This is a genomic window from Devosia limi DSM 17137 (genome assembly GCF_900128975.1).
GTDB lineage: Bacteria > Pseudomonadota > Alphaproteobacteria > Rhizobiales > Devosiaceae > Devosia > Devosia limi.
This window is the reverse complement of record NZ_FQVC01000001.1, coordinates 36,378-52,921: the sequence shown is the minus strand read 5'-3', so window position 1 is coordinate 52,921 and position 16,544 is coordinate 36,378. Positions and strand designations below refer to the sequence as shown.

Below are 16,544 nucleotides of genomic sequence, written 5' to 3'. Positions count from 1 at the left end.
CCAATAGCTTACGCGGCGCTGTGGAATCACTTCCGCACGCAACTGAATCACTGCACGAAACTCTTGATTCAAGCCTTCGGCGCGCGCCGCAGCTCGGGAAGTGCCCGCGCCATGGCCAGAAACGCCTCAACCGGCAAATCCTCGGCCCGCTCGTCGCCTTTCAGCCCCGCCGCCGCCAGCAGTCCCTCAACGCCCACCCCGAGCGACTTCAGGCTCTGTCGCACCATCTTGCGACGCTGCCCGAACGCCGCCTTGGTGACGTTCTCGAGGTCGCGCACGGCAACGGTCCCGTCTACGGCCCTGGGCTTGAGGTGCACCACTGCGGAGGTCACGTTAGGCTGGGGCGTGAACGCCTCGCGGCTAACATTGAACGCAATGCGCGCATCGCTGCGCCAACCGGCCAGCACGCCCAGGCGACCATAGGGATCTTCGCCGGGGCGCGCGCAGATGCGCTCCGCCACCTCGCGCTGGAACATCAGCGTGAGGCTCTCGAAAAAGGGCGGCCAGGGTTCGCTCGTCAGCCAGCCGGTCAGCAACGGCGTCGCGATATTGTAGGGCAGGTTGGCAATGATCCGCGTCGGCCCATCCGCCAGCATCCGGTAGTCAATCTCCATGGCGTCGCCCGAGATCACCGTCAACCGGCCGGGATAGGCTTCGGAGATCTGCGCCAGCGCCGGCAGCGTCCGCGCATCCCGTTCGATTGCGATCACTTCACGCGCGCCCTCTGCCAGCAGTGCGCGGGTCAGGCCGCCCGGTCCCGGACCCACCTCGATGACCCGCACGCCTTCCAGCGAGCCGCCGACCCGCGCGATGCGCGAGGTGAGGTTGAGGTCGAGCAGGAAGTTCTGCCCGAGTTCCTTCTTTGCGCGCAGGCCGTGCTCGGCAATGACGTCACGCAGAGGGGGCAGTTGGTCGATCTGGGCCATATTTCAGTCCTGGCCGCGCGTCATGGCATCGGCCAGGCGAATAGCGGCGATAAAGCTCTTGGGTGATGCCTTGCCGGTTCCGGCAAGGTCGAATGCGGTCCCGTGGTCTGGCGAGGTCCGCACGATCGGCAGGCCCAGTGTTACGTTGACGGCGTCCTCGAACGCCACGGTCTTGATCGGGATGAGTGCCTGATCGTGATACATCGCTACCACCGCATCATAGCGCTCCCAATAGAGCGGATAGAACAGCGTATCGGCGGGCAGGGGGCCTACTGCGTCGATCCCTGCCAATTGCAGATCCTGCACCGCCGGCGCGACAATCTCGAGGTCCTCGCGGCCAATGGCTCCGCCCTCTCCGGCATGCGGGTTCAGCCCGGCCACGGCGATCCTGGGCTCGGCGATGCCAAAACGCTGCTTGAGATCATGCGCCACCACCCGAACCGTATCGACGATCAATTGCCGGGACAGCAGGCCCGGTACGTCCTTGATCGGCACATGGATGGTCACGGGTACTGCGCGTAGCCCGCCATGGGCCAGCATCATCACCGGCAGTGGCGCCTTGCCGCCCCGCGCGCAAAGCTCGGCCAGGAACTCGGTATGTCCAGGATGGCTGAAGCCGGCATGGTAAAGCGCGCCCTTGTGGATCGGCGCCGTCACCAGTGCCCGGCATGCACCTGTCAGTGTCGCCGTGACTGCCTGCTCAATCGAGGCAATCACCGCTCCGGCAGCAGCCATGCTGGTCTTGCCGGGATGATCCGGAACCAGCCCGTCGATATCAATGACGGGCATGGCATCGACAAATGTTGCAAGGCTCGCCGCGGGATCGACACTGCCGATCTCGATATCGAGCTCCAGCTTTGCCGCGCGCGACTTGAGGAATTCCGCATGTCCGAAAACGCAAAAGGGCGGCAGTTTCAGCTCCGCCCGACGCGCATAGATCTGCAGGATAAGGTCGGGGCCGACGCCCGCCGGCTCGCCCATGCTGATTGCCAGCGGCTTGTCCATCATGGCCCCCGTCGGTGGATAATGCGCCCAGGGGCGCGATCGGCCCGCCCCATGGGAGCGGGCCGATCGATTAGTTGCGGATGATCTTGGCCTGGCTACGCAGTGTCGCCAGATACTTGTCGACTTCGCCGGCCAGTGCCGAATTGCCGACTTCGGCGCGCAGGTCACCCTTGATGAAAGTCAAATCCTGCGCCTGGGTCTTCTGGCAAACCGCCAGCATCGACACACCCTGTTCGACAACACGTGGCTTGGTGATGCCGCCAACATTGAGGCCCGCAAGCTCCTTGGCAATTGCGTCGGGCATCTGGGTCGCGTGACGACGGCCAACATCGATCACAGCCGCGTCGGTATAGGCCAGCGAGAGATCAACGGCGCTGTCACAGCCGGCAAAGCTGGAACGGTAGCGGTTCGCTTGCCCGGTGCGGGCGCCGCTGCCCTGGCCGATGAAAATGACTTCCTTGAGGATATAGTCGAAGCTCTGATATGCGGCGACCTGGCCGGCAGCGCGCTGGTCGAGTTCCAGATCGGAAATCTGCACCTGCGGCATGATTGCGGATTCGGTCACGCCGGCCCAGGCGATGGCGGAGCGCAGACGGTCACGCAGCGTCTCGGGGTTCACCCCGCTCTGCGTCAACATCTGCAGCAGCTTGTCCTTGCTGACCTTGAGGTTGCGCGCAATGTCGAGCATGGCGCCGTCGATCTGGGCATTGCTCACGGAAATGCCGAGGCGCTTGGCTTCCGCCATCTGGATGGCTTCGTCGATCAACTGGTTGGTGGCGCCAGCGGTGCCGCTCTTGTTGCCCTCGAGCGCAAACAGTTTCACGCGCTGGGAGATCTGAACGTCGGTAATCGGCATGCCGTTGACTGTGACCTTCACAGAAGCGGCAAAAGTCGGCATGGCGGCTGCCAGGCTGAGCATCAATCCGAGAACCATGGCGCCGGCCGCGCGCCCCCAAACTCCGTTCGCCATCATTGCATTCCGCCTGTTGTAAATGTACCCGCTCTCAATGGGGCGGGAAGCCCTGCGCTGTCAATTGCCCAAAAATGCGGCCAAAATCCGATTCCGCCTGCCGCGTCGCCGTGAACGGGCAGTTAGAAGCTCGGTACTGGCACCGCGCCGGAATAGCCGACATCAAGACCTGCCGGGGCCCTGATCTTGAAAGTCGCTGTAAACCGGGTCTCATTTGGCGACGTGTGGGTCGCCCCGGTGCGCGTCGCATTGGCGCCGATCACAACATAGCCATCGTCATACTGGAGCCCGCCACTGGCCTGCAGGAAGCTGTTCGCAGACAGGTCCCAATAGGCGCCCGCTCTGGCTGTCCAGTAATCGTCCACCGGCACGCCAATTTCAGCGCCGATCTCGTGCTGGTCGGTTGCCTGCCCGGTCGCCGTATTGCCGGCGATATAGGTGTAGTCGAGCATTGCCGAATAGCCTTCGGCCGAATAGGTCGCGCCAAGCCCGGCACGGGTAATGGCCCCTGCGGTCGGATTGAGCTGCAGCTTGCCGCCAAAGCCAACGCCCTGAATGAACGAGCCATAGGCGCCCAGCACCGCGTAGGACGGGGACACGTCCATGCCCGAACCAACGCCGGTCCTGGCATGGTCGGGCGATGCAAAGGCATTGGCGCCAGCAAGCTGGAACGACTGCCCCGCCACCACTTCGACATAGCTGCCATTGGCGAAATTGGCCAGATAACGCCCGCCGACATTGGCGCGAAGGCCTGTTTCCTGCCGGTCACTGCCCGAAAAACGATTGTAGCTGAATAGGTTGGTGTCATCGAAGACGAAGCTCTGCGCATCGTCATTGGTGATGCCCACCAGCGAGGTATCGCTGCCGCGATACGCCAGTTGGACGATGGGCTCGACCAGATGAACCGTCGAACCATCGCTGCCCGCCATCGGGAAGCGCACATCCATGGCGGCAATCGGGGTTGCGCTCCACAGCGTCGTCTCACCCGGCAAGGTCGGGCTGGTGCCGTCATAGTATGCCACGTCAGCCCGGCCACCCAGATAGGGCGTCGCGACAAATCCGCCGCCGCCGATATATTGATTTTGCCAGCCGGCTTGGAAATTGGCATGCACCTTGTTGCCGGCATAGCCGAATGTGTAGGGCACGCCGTTCACGGTGGTCTTCTGGTCCAGTCCGCGCCGCACGCCCAGGAGGCGCCCGGTGATTTCGACCCGGCCATAACCCGGCGCCAGGTCCTGGATATGGGAGAACCGCGCATTGGGCAGCGCCTGCGCCTGCTGATCCTGTGACGCTGCGGTCACATTGCCCAGCAGATTGAACTGCTGCACGCGCACATCGATGTACGTGTTTGACGTTACATTGGTCGCATAGACCTCGTTAACCGCCGATTTGGCCTTGCTGATCTGGTAATCGTCCAGATAGGCCGCATCGGTGAAGGCCGTGTATGACCAGCCGACAGTCCAGTCCGCAACTGGTGTGAACTGGCCCGATGTCTGCACCGCGCCGCGCCATTCGCGCTGCGCCTCGCTGAACGTGAACGCATTCGGATTGAACTGGTACAGCCCCGACGCCTTGATCTGGAACGAGCCATTGTCAAAGCGCTGGATCCACTCCGCGCCCAGCAGGAAGCCCTGATTGCTGACCAGCGTCGGCGTCAGCACGATATCGGTCCAGCGGCTGGAATAGGCTGTGTAGGGGACTTCGACTTTGACCCCGATCTGCTCGGAATAGGCGGCCGTGGGCATGCGCACATTGGCCAGCGCGGTTTCGCTCGTATCGGGCAGCCAAAGGAACGGCAGCCAGGCCACGGGAATGCCCAGCACTTCAAGCCGCGGCTGCTCCATATAGAGCGAGCCATCCTCTGCATTGTAGGTGACTGTTGCTGCGGTCATCGACCAGCCGATACGACGGCCTTTGGCATCGATGCAATCGCCGCAGGGTGCATAATTGGCATTGGTCAGAAAAGTGCGCAGCGCGGCATCATAATCGGCGCTGTCCGCCGTGATGCGCGAGCCGTCATAGGCATTGATGGTCAGCGCATCTAGAAATGCCTGTTTCAAGCCGCCGGTGAGCTTGAGGTCGTTGGTCGCAAGAACGTTGCCCGATGGATCGCGCACGGTAACCGCGCCGACGAAATGGGCATCCCGATTGTTGCGGTTATACACCAGGGTCTGCCCCGAGACGACATAGCCGCCCAGCGTCACCACCACATCGCCGGTGGCGTTGATCATCCCGGTCGCCGCTTCGAGCGTGAGATCGTTGGCTTCCACGCCGGTAGGTGCGGCGGGATCGATCGGCGCGTTGAAGAAGTCAACGGGAACAAGACCTTGCGCCCATGCGGCAGGCGTCAAGGCGCAGGCAACCAGCAGTCCGGCTGTCAGCAGGCGCAGCGACGATCTAAACTTTCCGCCCCAGCCAGGATACTTCACACGCGCCCGTCTTCTTTGAACAGCAGCACCGTCACTCCAATGACAATTGCCACTAATGCAGGTCCGATCGCCGCGAACGTGGGGTCGAGAACGCCGCCTGACCCGGCCCGGTCAGCCATCTCGGTAATCACGAACACGACGAAACCCAGAACGACCCCATACAGGACCGCTGGACCATATTTATCGGACCTTCGATAACCTGCGGTAAATGCAAAAGCAATCAACAGGGAGCCGGTCAGCACCAGCGGCAGGGCCAGCAGCTTGATCAGCCGCATGGTTGCCGCCGCCTGGATTGCCGGATCGCTTACGCCTGCCTGCAAAAGTGCGGCCAGTTCGAAGAAGGTCATATCTTCTGTGGAAGACAGTTTGAGGTTCAGTTCGGCCGCAGTCGATGAGGTTGGCAGCGTGAAATTGGCTATGTGCTGCGGTGCGCCTTGAACACTGCGCGCGGTCGCCATGGGAAACACCCAGTTGCCATTTTCCAGCCGCGCTTCCTTGGCTTCGATCCTGTTCTGCTCGGCCTCGCTCAGTATGAACACCGTCACCTCATTGAGTACGCTGCCACTTTCGCGCATGGCTGTTGCCATCATCACGTAGTGCAGGTCGCCATTGCGCTGCTCCAGCCAGATTTCGCCCGGCGGGGTCAGCAGCGTTGCCTCACCCGGCGGTGTCGGGTTCAGTTGGCGGTTGACCTGGGTAGTGAAGGTCTCCGCGCCAAGCGAAATCGCCAGGCTGGCCAGAATCAATCCAATGACCGGCGCCCGGACGATCCGCCAGATCGAGATGCCACTAGACTTGATCACAGTCAGCTCATGCCGCCCGCGCAGCTCGATCAGCCCCAGAATGGCGCCGAGCAGCACGGTCACCGGCAGCGTCTTGATCGTCCAGCGCGCGCCGCTGACTGCCACCATCAGCAGCGCCATCGGCAGGCCGTTGTTCTCGGCGACATAGTTGAAGCGCCAGGTATCCAGGGATTCGACCAGCGCGATCAGGCCATAGAACACCAGCACCGTTACGGCGATCCGGCTTCCAATGCGATTGAAGACCAGCCAGTCGATTCTGCTCATGCCAGCGCCTCCAGCACGACCTTGCGCGGCCGTAGCCGCCACACCAGCGCAATGCCTGCAAACAGGATCATCAGCCAGGCACCCGTTGTCTGCCCAAGGGGGCTGTACGAGCTGATTCCGCGCTCACCAAAGGCCAGCAGCAGCACCACCATTTCCGTGGGCAAGGTATAACGCGGCCGTCGCCCGCTCGGAAAACCAGCAATCGCCAGCACCAGCATGCAGATGCCGACCACGCGCAAGCCTTCGCCCATGCGGGTATTGAGTTTCTCGACCACCTCAGGCGCCCAGACACCGGTCGACAAGGCGTTGCCGATCAGCACAAAGCTGTCCGTGGTGGTCAGCGCATCCAGGCCGCCAATCGGCTGAGAAAACTGTTCAACGCCAATGTCATAGCGGGCAAACGATATCTCGGAAAATCGGCCATCGCTTTCTGTGTACTGCAGCGCGCCGTCACGCAGCTCCAGCACATAGCTGTCGCCATCGCCGGTGACGCGGGCCGTTTCGGCAATATAGGTACGCCGGGTCTCAGGATCGCGACGGTCATCGGCGAAGAATTCACTAATCTCGCCATCGCCCTCGCGCCCGCCGATCAGCAGCACCACGCCCGGTGTCACCTGAGTGAAGCGCCTGGGCTTGAGCGTCGAGCTCACCATATCGGCGGCCACCGACGCATTGAGGGCAGCCAAGCGCCGCATGGCATGGGGTTCGAGATAGTTCGACAGCAGCAGTACGGCGACAACGCCAATACCGGCAACCACCATGGTGGCTCGCCACAGCGAGCCAATGCCATTGCCGATGTGAACGATATGGAGCTCATGGTTCGTCTGCAGCGCCCGCAGCGCCCGCGCCAGGCCAATGCCAACGCACACATAGAAGAACACCAAAGCCAGCGGCGGCATGGTCAGCAATCCCTGCAGCGCCAGCGTCAGGATGCCCTGGCCCTTGACCGAGACGACATCGAAGGCGCGCAGGCATTGCACCATCCACATCATGAAGCACGCGATCCCGAACAGGATCAGCGCGTCGGTTGCGAACAAGCGCGCGAGATAGAAGGTCAGTCGCTTCATACGCCGAGAATACCGTGCCCCAGTGCCCGATTTGTGACCGGGCGATTGGGCGCGACCTTGGTTCAGTTCGTCGCGTCACACAAGCCAGAGTGTGCGCGATGACGGCTTTGCCTGGATATGTTGCGGGATTGACGCGGGCGGCAAAGCCAACAATCCTGTGGCCTTCACCCGGCACCGGATTCCGCGCGAAGCCGTCCCGCCATATCTACTGCCCGAAAAGGCTCCCGTTCATGTCGAATAATCTTTTGATCCGTACCGCCGCGCTGCCGGGCGTCGCGGCTGCCCTGACCGTCATTTATGCGGCCGAGGGCGCTGCGCCTGCCGGCGCCGGCGCTGCCCTCTGGTCTGCAACCGGACTGGATTGGACCACCGTCAGTACCGCTGCCAGCTTCAAGGGCAAGCAGGGTCAGGCACTTGACTTGATCGCACCGCAGGGCGTCGATAGCGCCCGCCTCCTGGTTCTGGGCGCGGGCAAGTCCGCCCCCGATACGCCGCTGAGCGCCTGGACCGATCGCGGCGGCTCGCTGATGGCCAAGATTGCCGCCACCCGCGTCGAAAGCGTGGCTGTCATCCTCGATGCCGATGATGCCACGCCCGCAGCCATTGCCGAACTGGTTGCCGGCGTGCGCTTGCGCAATTACAAGTTCGACAAATACAAGACTCCCAAACCCGATGATGCCTCCGGCGATATCACCATCACGCTGTGCATTGCCGATCCCGCTGCCGCCGACAAGGCGATTGCCGATCGCAATGCCGTCGTCGAAGGTACGCTGCTGGCGCGCAATCTCATCAACGAACCCGCCAATGTGCTCGGTCCGGTCGAGTTTGCCGCTCGCGCCGCCGAGTTGCGCCATCTCGGCGTCGATGTCGAAATTCTCGAGCCCGAGGAGCTCTCCCGCCTCGGCATGGCTTCGCTGCTCTGCGTCGCCCAGGGTTCCGCCCGCCCGGCTCGCCTGGTTGTCATGCAATGGCGCGGCTCCGATAAGGACGTTGCCCCCCTGGCCTTTGTCGGCAAGGGCGTAGTGTTTGACACTGGCGGCATCTCCATCAAGCCCGCTGCCTCCATGGAAGATATGAAGGGCGATATGGGCGGCGCCGCTGCCGTCACCGGCCTCATGCACGCACTCGCGACCCGCAAGGCTCCGGTCAATGTCGTCGGCGTCATCGGTCTCGTCGAAAACATGCCTTCGGCCAATGCGGTGCGCCCCGGCGATATCGTCACCGCCATGTCCGGGACCACCATCGAGGTGATCAATACCGATGCCGAAGGTCGCCTCGTGCTGGCCGACGCGCTCTGGTACACGCAGGACCGCTTCAAGCCCCGTTTCATGATCAATCTGGCGACCTTGACCGGTGCCATCGTCGTCGCACTCGGCCACGAACATGCGGGGCTGTTCTCCAACAATGACGAACTGTCGATCCAGCTGCTCAATGCCGGTATCACCGCCAATGAGAAGCTCTGGCGCATGCCGCTGGGTGCGGCTTATGACAAGGTCATCGAGTCCAAGTTCGCCGATATCCGCAACTCTGCCGGCCGCCCGGGTGGCTCGATTCTGGCGGCCCAGTTCCTGCAGCGCTTCGTCAATAACGTGCCCTGGGCACATCTCGACATCGCCGGCACCGCCTTTGGCGCCAGCAACACCGAGATCAATACCTCCTGGGCTCCAGGTTTCGGTGTTGCGCTGCTGGATCGGCTGGTCAGGGACTATTACCAGAGCTAAGTTCGGCGAAACCAGCAGACCCTGTCCCGATAGGGTCTGCGACCACCGGAGCTGCCCTTGGCCGACGTCCTTTTTTATCACCTCGAACAGCGCCCCCTCGAAGCGGTCATCCCGCAATTGCTCGAGAAGACGCTGGAGCGGGGCTGGCGTGCCGTGATCGAGGTGGGGAGCACCGAGCGCGCCGAAGCGCTCGATGCCCATCTCTGGACCTACCGGGACGATAGCTTTCTCGCCCATGGTCTGGCCGGCGATGAAGCCGACCAGCACCAGCCGATCCTCATAACCACCGGCAACGACAATCCGAACGGCGCTGCCGTGCGGTTCTTTGCCGATGGCGCCGTGCCGCAATCCGCCGATGGCTATGAGCGCATCGTTTTCATGTTCTCCGGGCACGATCCGGATGCGGTCGCCGCGGCCCGCCTTGCCTGGAAGAGTCTGCGCGATGGCAATGCCGTGACGTATTGGCAGCAGGATTCCAACGGACGTTGGCTCAAGAAGGCATGATCGCGCGATGACGCCAGATCTTTCGACGCCCAGCCGCCACAAACTGCCCGAGGATCTGTTTGCCATGCTCATCGGCACCATGCTGGTGGCGCTCGGCATCGTGTTCTATTCGGAAGTCACGCTCGCCACCGGCAGCACTGCCGGTCTGGCGCTGTTGCTGCAATATGGCACCGGCATCAGCTTTGGCGTGCTGTTCTTCGTCATCAACCTGCCATTCTATGTGCTGGCGGTGCTGCGCATGGGGTGGCTGTTTGCACTGAAGACCTTCATTTGCGTGCTGCTGGTGTCCTATTTCACTGCAGCCATTCCCACCTGGCTCGATATCTCCGGCATCAACCCGCTATTCGCAGCCATTGTCGGCGGCGGCATGATGGGGCTCGGCATTCTCTCGCTGTTCCGCCACCGCGCCAGCGTTGGCGGTATCAACATCCTGGCGCTGTTCCTGCAGGACAATTTCGGCATTCGGGCAGGCATCTTTCAGCTCTGCGTCGACGGCGTCATCCTCTTCGCTGCCTTCTTCGTCCTGCCCTTTGATCGGGTGGTCTATTCGCTGGTTGGCGCTATGGTGCTCAATCTCATCATTGCCCTTAATCACCGTCCAGGTCGCTATGTCGGCTTCAGCTAAGGAGGGGGCAGGGCGCTACACTTCGCTCACGCCTAGACAGTCAGTGACAGCAAGCGCGAGAATCTCGACCGCCGGCGCGTAGCAAGTGAATCGCGTTTTCGCCTGGCAGCTGGGATCAACTGGGGGCTGAACTGGCGCGTCCCGAACCAGCTGGGCGCGGCAGTGCCGGCGCCGCCGAATTGGCGATACCGCTGGCATGAAGGTCCAGGTAATCCTGCATCAGCTCGTAGCAGAAGATGACTTCGACCGTATCGGCGTCATAAAACGCATTGGCCTCGCCACAGCGCTTGGCGCTGAACGCCACCGGAGTCTTGATGATGAATTTGCTCCGCAGGTCTTGCGCCACCTGATCAAACACGCCGCTGGCCCGAAACGCGTCCGCTGCTGATTTCAGCCGGCCGGAAACATCGTGATAGGTTACCTCGACCTCGGTTCCGACCTTATTGTTCTTGGCAGCGCGCGCGCCGATCAACCCCTTGAGGCTCCGGTCGATCAGCGCATAATCCCAGTGGCAGCTGTCCTGCCGGTCGCGATCCAGCGCATATTCATTGGCAATCGGCTTGAAGGCGCGGTCGTCGCTGCCCACCATCAGGCAGACGATCTGAAAGGCGCGCTGCCGGTCGAGACTGTGGGCCGCGTAATAGTCGCTGTCGTCCGGTTCGCGGTTATAGGCGATGCCCGACAGCACCCAGCCATTGGCCGCATCGGCCAGCGCCCGGTTAGCCTCGGGAGTGCCCTTGTTGAGCAGCATCCAGGTGGCGAAATTGTCGGCCGCGTCTTCTTCCTTGCCCAGAACCGGCAATTGCAGCTGGTCCACCAGCAGGTGCGCCACTTCATGGTAGAGCACGAACAGGCTGTTATTGGCGGCAAAGCGCAGGGCTTCGGCATTGCGCTTCTTGTTGGGGTCCTTGGCTTCGACGCCGCCCACGGCCAGTGTCAGCACCAATAGTGCCAGCAGAAAACTGGTGCCCCACGCGCGCATGACTAACTCTCGTAACTCACTCGTGCCGCCAGCAGACTTTATGACCCCGCCGGTGTCAATTCACCTTGCCGTTGCAGGTTAATCGGCCCTTGGGGCCCAGTCCGGCGCGGCCAGCTCAAATCCCGAAAACAGGAAGCCCGGCGTCACCGTGCAGCCCACCAGCGTCCACCCGCCCGTGCTGGTCGCCGCCTGCCAGGCATGGCGCGGCACCACGGCCTGCGGCCGCTGCCCGGCAGCAATATCGGCGCCCAGCAGGTGCAGCTTGACACTCTTGCCGTCCGAGATCCGCAGTTGCAGCGGCGCTCCTGCATACCAGTGCCACATCTCGACCGCGTCCACTCGGTGCCAGTGCGACGCATCGCCGGCTTCGAGCAGGTAGTAGATCGCTGTCGATTGCGCCCGTCCATCGATCTGGATCGGGTCCTCGAACGTGCGCACATACCAGCCACCCTCGGGATGGCGTGCCATGCCGAGGGTGTTGATAACGTCCTGTGCGCTCATCGCACTCATGCGCGTTCGGTCGCTTCCAGCTCGGCGCTCAGCGCCAGCCAGCTTTCTTCGGTCGCTTCAAGGTCGGCTGAGAACCGCGCCTTGTCCTTGCCCAGAGCGATCATCTTGTCGGCCGGGCCGTTGTAGATCTTGGGATCGTCCAGCTGTGCGTCGATCTTGGCGATCTCGTTCTTGAGCCGCGTGATTTTGGTCTCGGCGTCCTTGATCGAGGCCTTGAGCGGAGCGATCTCGGCCCGGCGTGCTGCGGCCTCGGCCTTGGCCGCCTTGCGCTCATCCTTGCTCATCGAGCCACCGCCGCCACCACCACTGCGACCTTCCTTGCCGCCGGTGATCGAGCGCTGATAGCTGTCCAAATCCTCGTCCAGCACCTTGATCGTGCCGCCCTCGGCGATCCACAGCGTATCGCAGGTCGCCTCGACCAGGTGGCGGTCGTGGCTGATGATCAGCACGGCGCCTTCATAATCGTTGAGCGCATGCACCAGCGCATCGCGGCTATCGATATCCAGATGGTTGGTCGGTTCGTCGAGGATCATCATCCCCGGGCCATTGAAGGTAATGAGGCCCATCAGCAGGCGCGCGCGTTCACCACCCGAGAGGTTCTTCGCCAGCGTATCCATGCGCGACTTGGTCAGGCCCATCTGGCTCAACCGCGACCGGCGCTTGGCTTCGCTGTCGGTCGGCATCATCTCGACCACATGCTCGAATGGCGTCCATTCGGGCTTGAGCTTGTCCATCTGGTGCTGCGCAAAGTGCGCAATCTCCAGCTTCTTGCCTTTGTTGAAAGTGCCGCCCATCGGCTTGATGTCGCCGGCCAGCAGCTTGGCAAAGGTCGACTTGCCGTTGCCGTTGACGCCGATCAGCGCGATGCGGTCTTCCGGGTCGATACGCATATTGATGTTGCGCAGGATGGTCTTGTCACCATAGCCCGCCGATACGCCATCCAGCGTGATCATCGGGGTCGCTGCTTCAGCCTTGGGCTGCTGGAAGGTGAAGGGTGCCGAATATTCGTCGAACATCGCTGCCGGCGGCTTCAGCTTTTCGATCATCTTGATGCGCGCCTGGGCCTGCTTGGCCTTGGTGGCGGAGGCGCGGAACCGGTCGACGAACTTCTGCATATGCGCAGCCTGTTCCAGCGACTTCTCGCGGCTCTTGTTGTTCAGCTCCATCTGCATACGGCGGGTGGATTCGAACGTGTCGTAATTGCCCTTGTAGAAGGTCAGCTTGCGATGCTCGAGATGGATGATCGAGCTGACAGACTTGTTGAGCAGGTCACGATCATGGCTGATCATGAACACGGTGTAGGGGTAGGTGGCGAGATACTTTTCCAGCCACAGCGTGCCTTCCAGATCGAGATAGTTGGTCGGCTCGTCCAGCAGCAGCAGGTCGGGTTGGCTGAACAGCACACCAGCCAGCGCCACGCGCATGCGCCAGCCGCCGGACAATTCATGTGTCGGCGAATTCTGTCGGTCGGTCTCGAAGCCCAGGCCCTTGAGAATGGACGAGGCGCGTGCCTCTGCCGTATGCGCATCGATGTCGGCGAGGCGGATATAGATCTCGCCAATCCGGTCGGGATCGGTTGCGGTCTCGGCTTCCGCCATCAGCGCGGTGCGCTCCTTGTCGGCAGCCATCACCACTTCGATCACAGTCTCATTGCCGGCCGGCGCCTCCTGCGCCACCGCGCCGATACGCGCCTTCCGAACCAGGTCGATTGCACCGGCGTCGGGTGCGAGATGGCCCTGGATCAGGTGAAACAGCGTGGTCTTGCCGGTGCCGTTCTTGCCGACGAAGCCGGTCTTCGAGCCGGTCGGCAAGGTGACGGACGCGTCTTCGAAAAGCTCGCGGCCCTGAATACGATAGGTGAGGTTATTGATGGTCAACATGGCGCGGCGATCTGAAACGAGGAAAACAAGGGGCCTGGGCGCGGCAGAACAACGGGCAGCGCGCCAACACGGCTGTGATGCTGCTGGATAGTGGCAAGTGGGCCCAATGGCAACCGCTGCGGGCACATGGCAGCTTCCAGCGCGCTCGCTTTGTAAGGGCTGTCGACCGCATCGCCGGCCTGTCTGGCCAGCGGGTCGTGGCACCATGTCGCTGAAATGCCCGTCTTGCCTGTGTCGCAGTCTCCCGCTACAAGGCCCCACCATTCCAGACCAATCTCAAGATTCAAGGACCAGATAAATGGCTCTCGAGCGCACCTTTTCCATCATTAAGCCCGACGCAGTCCGCCGCAACCTGATCGGCAAGATCATTGCCAAGTTCGAGGAAGCCGGTCTGCGCCCCATCGCGCTCAAGAAGATCCACATGACCCGCGCTCAGGCCGAAGGCTTCTACGGCGTCCATAAGGACCGCCCCTTCTTCGGCGAGCTGGTCGAGCAGATGATCGCATCGCCAGTCGTCGTTCAGGTCCTGGAAGGCGAAGGCGCCATCCTGAAGAACCGCGAAGTCATGGGCGCGACCAACCCAGCCAACGCTGCTGACGGCACCATCCGCAAGGAATTCGCCCTCTCGATCGGCGAAAACTCGGTTCACGGTTCGGACGCTCCCGAGACCGCTGCCGAAGAAATCAAGTTCTTCTTCAACGACGACGAAATCGTTGGCTAAAGCCTGACGCTTCGGACCTCCGAAGCGACATCATTGTGAAGGCCGCCCGCCGGGCGGCCTTTTTGCTTGTTTGTGCTATAAGGCACTCAATCACGAAACTCCTGAGCTGCCTCCGTCTGAGGGGAGAGGGCTGGATGGGGGTTTTGTCCCCATCGGAAAGTTTCGCCTTGACCCTACCTGAAACCATTATTGCTCCACTCGCACGCGCCCTGGCCGCCAAGGGCTATGAGACGCTGACTGCCGTGCAGAGCGCCGTCATTGCTGACGAAGCCGCTGGCCGCGACCTCCTGGTCTCTGCCCAGACCGGCTCCGGCAAGACCGTCGCTTTCGGCATGGCCATCGCGCCGACACTGCTCGGCGATGAAGAACGCTTCACCTCGGTTGGCGCCCCGATGGCGCTGATCATCGCCCCGACCCGCGAACTCGCCCTGCAGGTGCAGCGTGAACTCGATTGGCTCTACGCCGAAGCCGGCGCCAAGACCGCGTCCTGCGTTGGCGGCATGGATGTGCGCACCGAGCGTCGCGCGCTCGAACGTGGCGCCCATATCGTCGTCGGCACCCCAGGCCGTCTGCGTGACCACATCACCAAGGGGGTGCTCGATATGTCGGCGCTGCGCGCCGTCGTCCTCGACGAGGCCGACGAGATGCTCGATCTGGGCTTCCGCGAGGACCTTGAGTTCATTCTCGACGCCGCTCCCGAAGATCGCCGCACGCTGCTGTTCTCCGCGACAGTGCCAAAGCCGATCGCCCAGCTGGCCAAGACTTTCCAGCATGACGCGCTGCGCATCTCGGCCACCAATTCGGCCGAACAGCATGCCGATATCGAGTACAAGCTGATGCTGGTGCCCGCTGCCGAGCGCGAAAACGCCATCATCAACACGCTGCTCTATTTCGATAGCGCCAATACCATCGTCTTCGCCTCGACCCGTGAAGGCGTCAAGCACCTGTCGGCCCGCCTGCATAATCGCGGCTTCGACGTTGTTACCCTGTCGGGCGAGCTGTCGCAGGCCGAGCGCACTAATGCGCTGCAGTCCATGCGCGATGGTCGTGCCCGCATCTGCGTCGCCACGGACGTGGCCGCCCGCGGTATCGATCTGCCCAATCTGGATCTGGTCATCCACGCCGACATGCCGACCAATCCCGACACTCTTCTGCACCGATCGGGCCGTACCGGCCGGGCAGGGCGCAAGGGCACCTGCGTCCTGATCGTGCCGATGCACCGCCGCAATGCCGTGCAGCGCACCCTCAAGATGGCCAAGCTCGACGTCCAGAACATGGCGCCGCCATCCAGCACCGATATCGAAGCCCGCTATCGCGAAAGCATCCTGACTGCTCCTGATCTCACCAAGGAAATCAGTGAGGAAGAAGCCGCATTCGTGGCCGAACTGCTGTCGCGCTACACCCCGGAAGCCATCGCCGCTGCCTATCTGCGCCAGCAGCTGGCTGCCCGTCCGGCGCCAGAGGATCTGTCGGACAGCGCCCAGATGGGCAAGCCGGGCGATAGCGACCCGCGTGTTCGCGAGCGCTTCGAAGGCGGCACCTGGTTCAAGGTCTCCGTTGGCCGCAAGCACAAGGCCGAGCCGCGCTGGCTGCTGCCCATGCTGTGCAAGGCCGGCAATGTCACCAAGACCGCCATCGGCTCGATCCGCATCTTCGATACCGAAAGCCATTTCGAAGTCGCGGCCCCCAAGGCCGACGCCTTCGCCAAGTCCATCGAGAAAAACGGCTCGGGCGAACGCGGCGTGACCATCTCGTCCATCGAGGGTGTCGGCGATGCTCCGACCCGCACCTTCCCTAAGTCGCCGCGCCGCCCGGAAGGGCCGATCGAGCGCTACGACCCCAATGCACCACGCCCCGAGCGCGCTGATCGCGCCACCCGCTACGACCCGGCCGCTCCGCGCCCCGAGCATGCCCGCGCTGATTTCGACAAGCCACGTCCGGCCAAGGTCGACCACGACAAGCCCCGCGCTCCCAAGGCGGCTGCCGCCAAGGACAAGGGCAAGCCAAAATGGGCTGGTAAGGCCACCGAAGGTGCCGACGGCGCCAAGAAGACCTACAAGCCCAAGGACAAGGACCACAAGGCCAAGCGCAAGCCGCAGGTCTAACGTCCCATCCTTGAGCGCCGCCCGCGGACCTG

14 protein-coding genes are annotated in these 16,544 nt (G+C 62.6%); 5 read left to right on the top strand and 9 right to left on the bottom strand.

The window, feature by feature from the left end:
* Positions 1–68 precede the first annotated feature (68 nt).
* The 6 genes from rsmA to BUA69_RS00225 all read right to left on the bottom strand — a co-directional run bounded on the left by rsmA (position 69) and on the right by BUA69_RS00225 (position 7,464).
* Positions 69–926, bottom strand: a complete 858-nt coding sequence (gene rsmA, locus BUA69_RS00250) for a 16S rRNA (adenine(1518)-N(6)/adenine(1519)-N(6))-dimethyltransferase RsmA (RefSeq protein ID WP_072866424.1) — start codon at positions 924–926, stop codon at positions 69–71.
* 3 nt (positions 927–929) lie between these two features.
* Complete coding sequence (gene pdxA / locus BUA69_RS00245) at positions 930–1,931, bottom strand: 4-hydroxythreonine-4-phosphate dehydrogenase PdxA (protein ID WP_082093742.1); 1,002 nt, start codon at positions 1,929–1,931, stop codon at positions 930–932.
* Between the two features lie 70 nt (positions 1,932–2,001).
* Positions 2,002–2,901 carry a peptidylprolyl isomerase gene (locus BUA69_RS00240; protein ID WP_160300108.1) on the bottom strand — a complete coding sequence of 300 codons (900 nt, stop codon included), beginning with the start codon at positions 2,899–2,901 and terminating at the stop codon, positions 2,002–2,004.
* Positions 2,902–3,023: 122 nt separating this feature from the next.
* Positions 3,024–5,330, bottom strand: coding sequence for an LPS-assembly protein LptD (locus tag BUA69_RS00235; RefSeq protein ID WP_046134320.1), 2,307 nt, complete (start codon positions 5,328–5,330; stop codon positions 3,024–3,026).
* Positions 5,327–6,397 (bottom strand): LptF/LptG family permease, encoded by a 1,071-nt coding sequence (locus tag BUA69_RS00230; protein ID WP_046134319.1) that lies wholly within the window; start codon positions 6,395–6,397, stop codon positions 5,327–5,329. The genes BUA69_RS00235 and BUA69_RS00230 overlap by 4 nt, the downstream gene beginning before the upstream one ends.
* The gene (locus BUA69_RS00225) at positions 6,394–7,464 is read right to left on the bottom strand and encodes an LptF/LptG family permease (RefSeq protein WP_046134318.1); all 1,071 of its coding nucleotides are present in this window, start codon (positions 7,462–7,464) and stop codon (positions 6,394–6,396) included. The genes BUA69_RS00230 and BUA69_RS00225 overlap by 4 nt, the downstream gene beginning before the upstream one ends.
* Before the next feature lie 230 nt (positions 7,465–7,694).
* Between BUA69_RS00225 and BUA69_RS00220 the strand changes: the two genes are divergently transcribed.
* The 3 genes from BUA69_RS00220 to BUA69_RS00210 are packed head-to-tail and all read left to right on the top strand — an operon-like array spanning position 7,695 to position 10,314.
* The gene (locus BUA69_RS00220; RefSeq protein WP_046134317.1) at positions 7,695–9,185 is read left to right on the top strand and encodes a leucyl aminopeptidase; all 1,491 of its coding nucleotides are present in this window, start codon (positions 7,695–7,697) and stop codon (positions 9,183–9,185) included.
* Positions 9,186–9,242: 57 nt separating this feature from the next.
* Positions 9,243–9,689 carry a DNA polymerase III subunit chi gene (locus tag BUA69_RS00215; RefSeq protein ID WP_046134316.1) on the top strand — a complete coding sequence of 149 codons (447 nt, stop codon included), beginning with the start codon at positions 9,243–9,245 and terminating at the stop codon, positions 9,687–9,689.
* A 7-nt stretch (positions 9,690–9,696) separates the two neighbouring features.
* On the top strand, positions 9,697–10,314 hold the full coding sequence (locus tag BUA69_RS00210) for a YitT family protein (protein ID WP_046134315.1): 618 nt from the start codon (positions 9,697–9,699) through the stop codon (positions 10,312–10,314).
* A gap of 115 nt (positions 10,315–10,429) precedes the next feature.
* Here the strand turns inward: BUA69_RS00210 and BUA69_RS00205 are convergent, their stop codons facing one another.
* From BUA69_RS00205 to BUA69_RS00195, 3 genes are all read right to left on the bottom strand, one after another.
* Positions 10,430–11,296: a DUF4344 domain-containing metallopeptidase gene (locus BUA69_RS00205; protein ID WP_046134314.1), complete on the bottom strand. Its 867-nt coding sequence runs from the start codon at positions 11,294–11,296 to the stop codon at positions 10,430–10,432.
* A 78-nt stretch (positions 11,297–11,374) separates the two neighbouring features.
* Entirely contained in the window at positions 11,375–11,806 is a 432-nt protein-coding gene (locus tag BUA69_RS00200; protein ID WP_046134313.1) for a cupin domain-containing protein, read from the bottom strand.
* Positions 11,803–13,686 carry an ABC-F family ATP-binding cassette domain-containing protein gene (locus BUA69_RS00195; RefSeq protein WP_046134312.1) on the bottom strand — a complete coding sequence of 628 codons (1,884 nt, stop codon included), beginning with the start codon at positions 13,684–13,686 and terminating at the stop codon, positions 11,803–11,805. Before BUA69_RS00195 ends, BUA69_RS00200 begins: the two co-directional genes overlap by 4 nt.
* A gap of 298 nt (positions 13,687–13,984) precedes the next feature.
* Here BUA69_RS00195 and ndk point away from each other — a divergent pair, with 298 nt between their 5' ends.
* Both ndk and BUA69_RS00185 read left to right on the top strand, forming a co-directional pair.
* Positions 13,985–14,407, top strand: coding sequence for a nucleoside-diphosphate kinase (gene ndk / locus BUA69_RS00190; RefSeq protein WP_046134311.1), 423 nt, complete (start codon positions 13,985–13,987; stop codon positions 14,405–14,407).
* A 167-nt stretch (positions 14,408–14,574) separates the two neighbouring features.
* Entirely contained in the window at positions 14,575–16,512 is a 1,938-nt protein-coding gene (locus BUA69_RS00185) for a DEAD/DEAH box helicase (protein ID WP_046134409.1), read from the top strand.
* Positions 16,513–16,544: the final 32 nt, after the last annotated feature.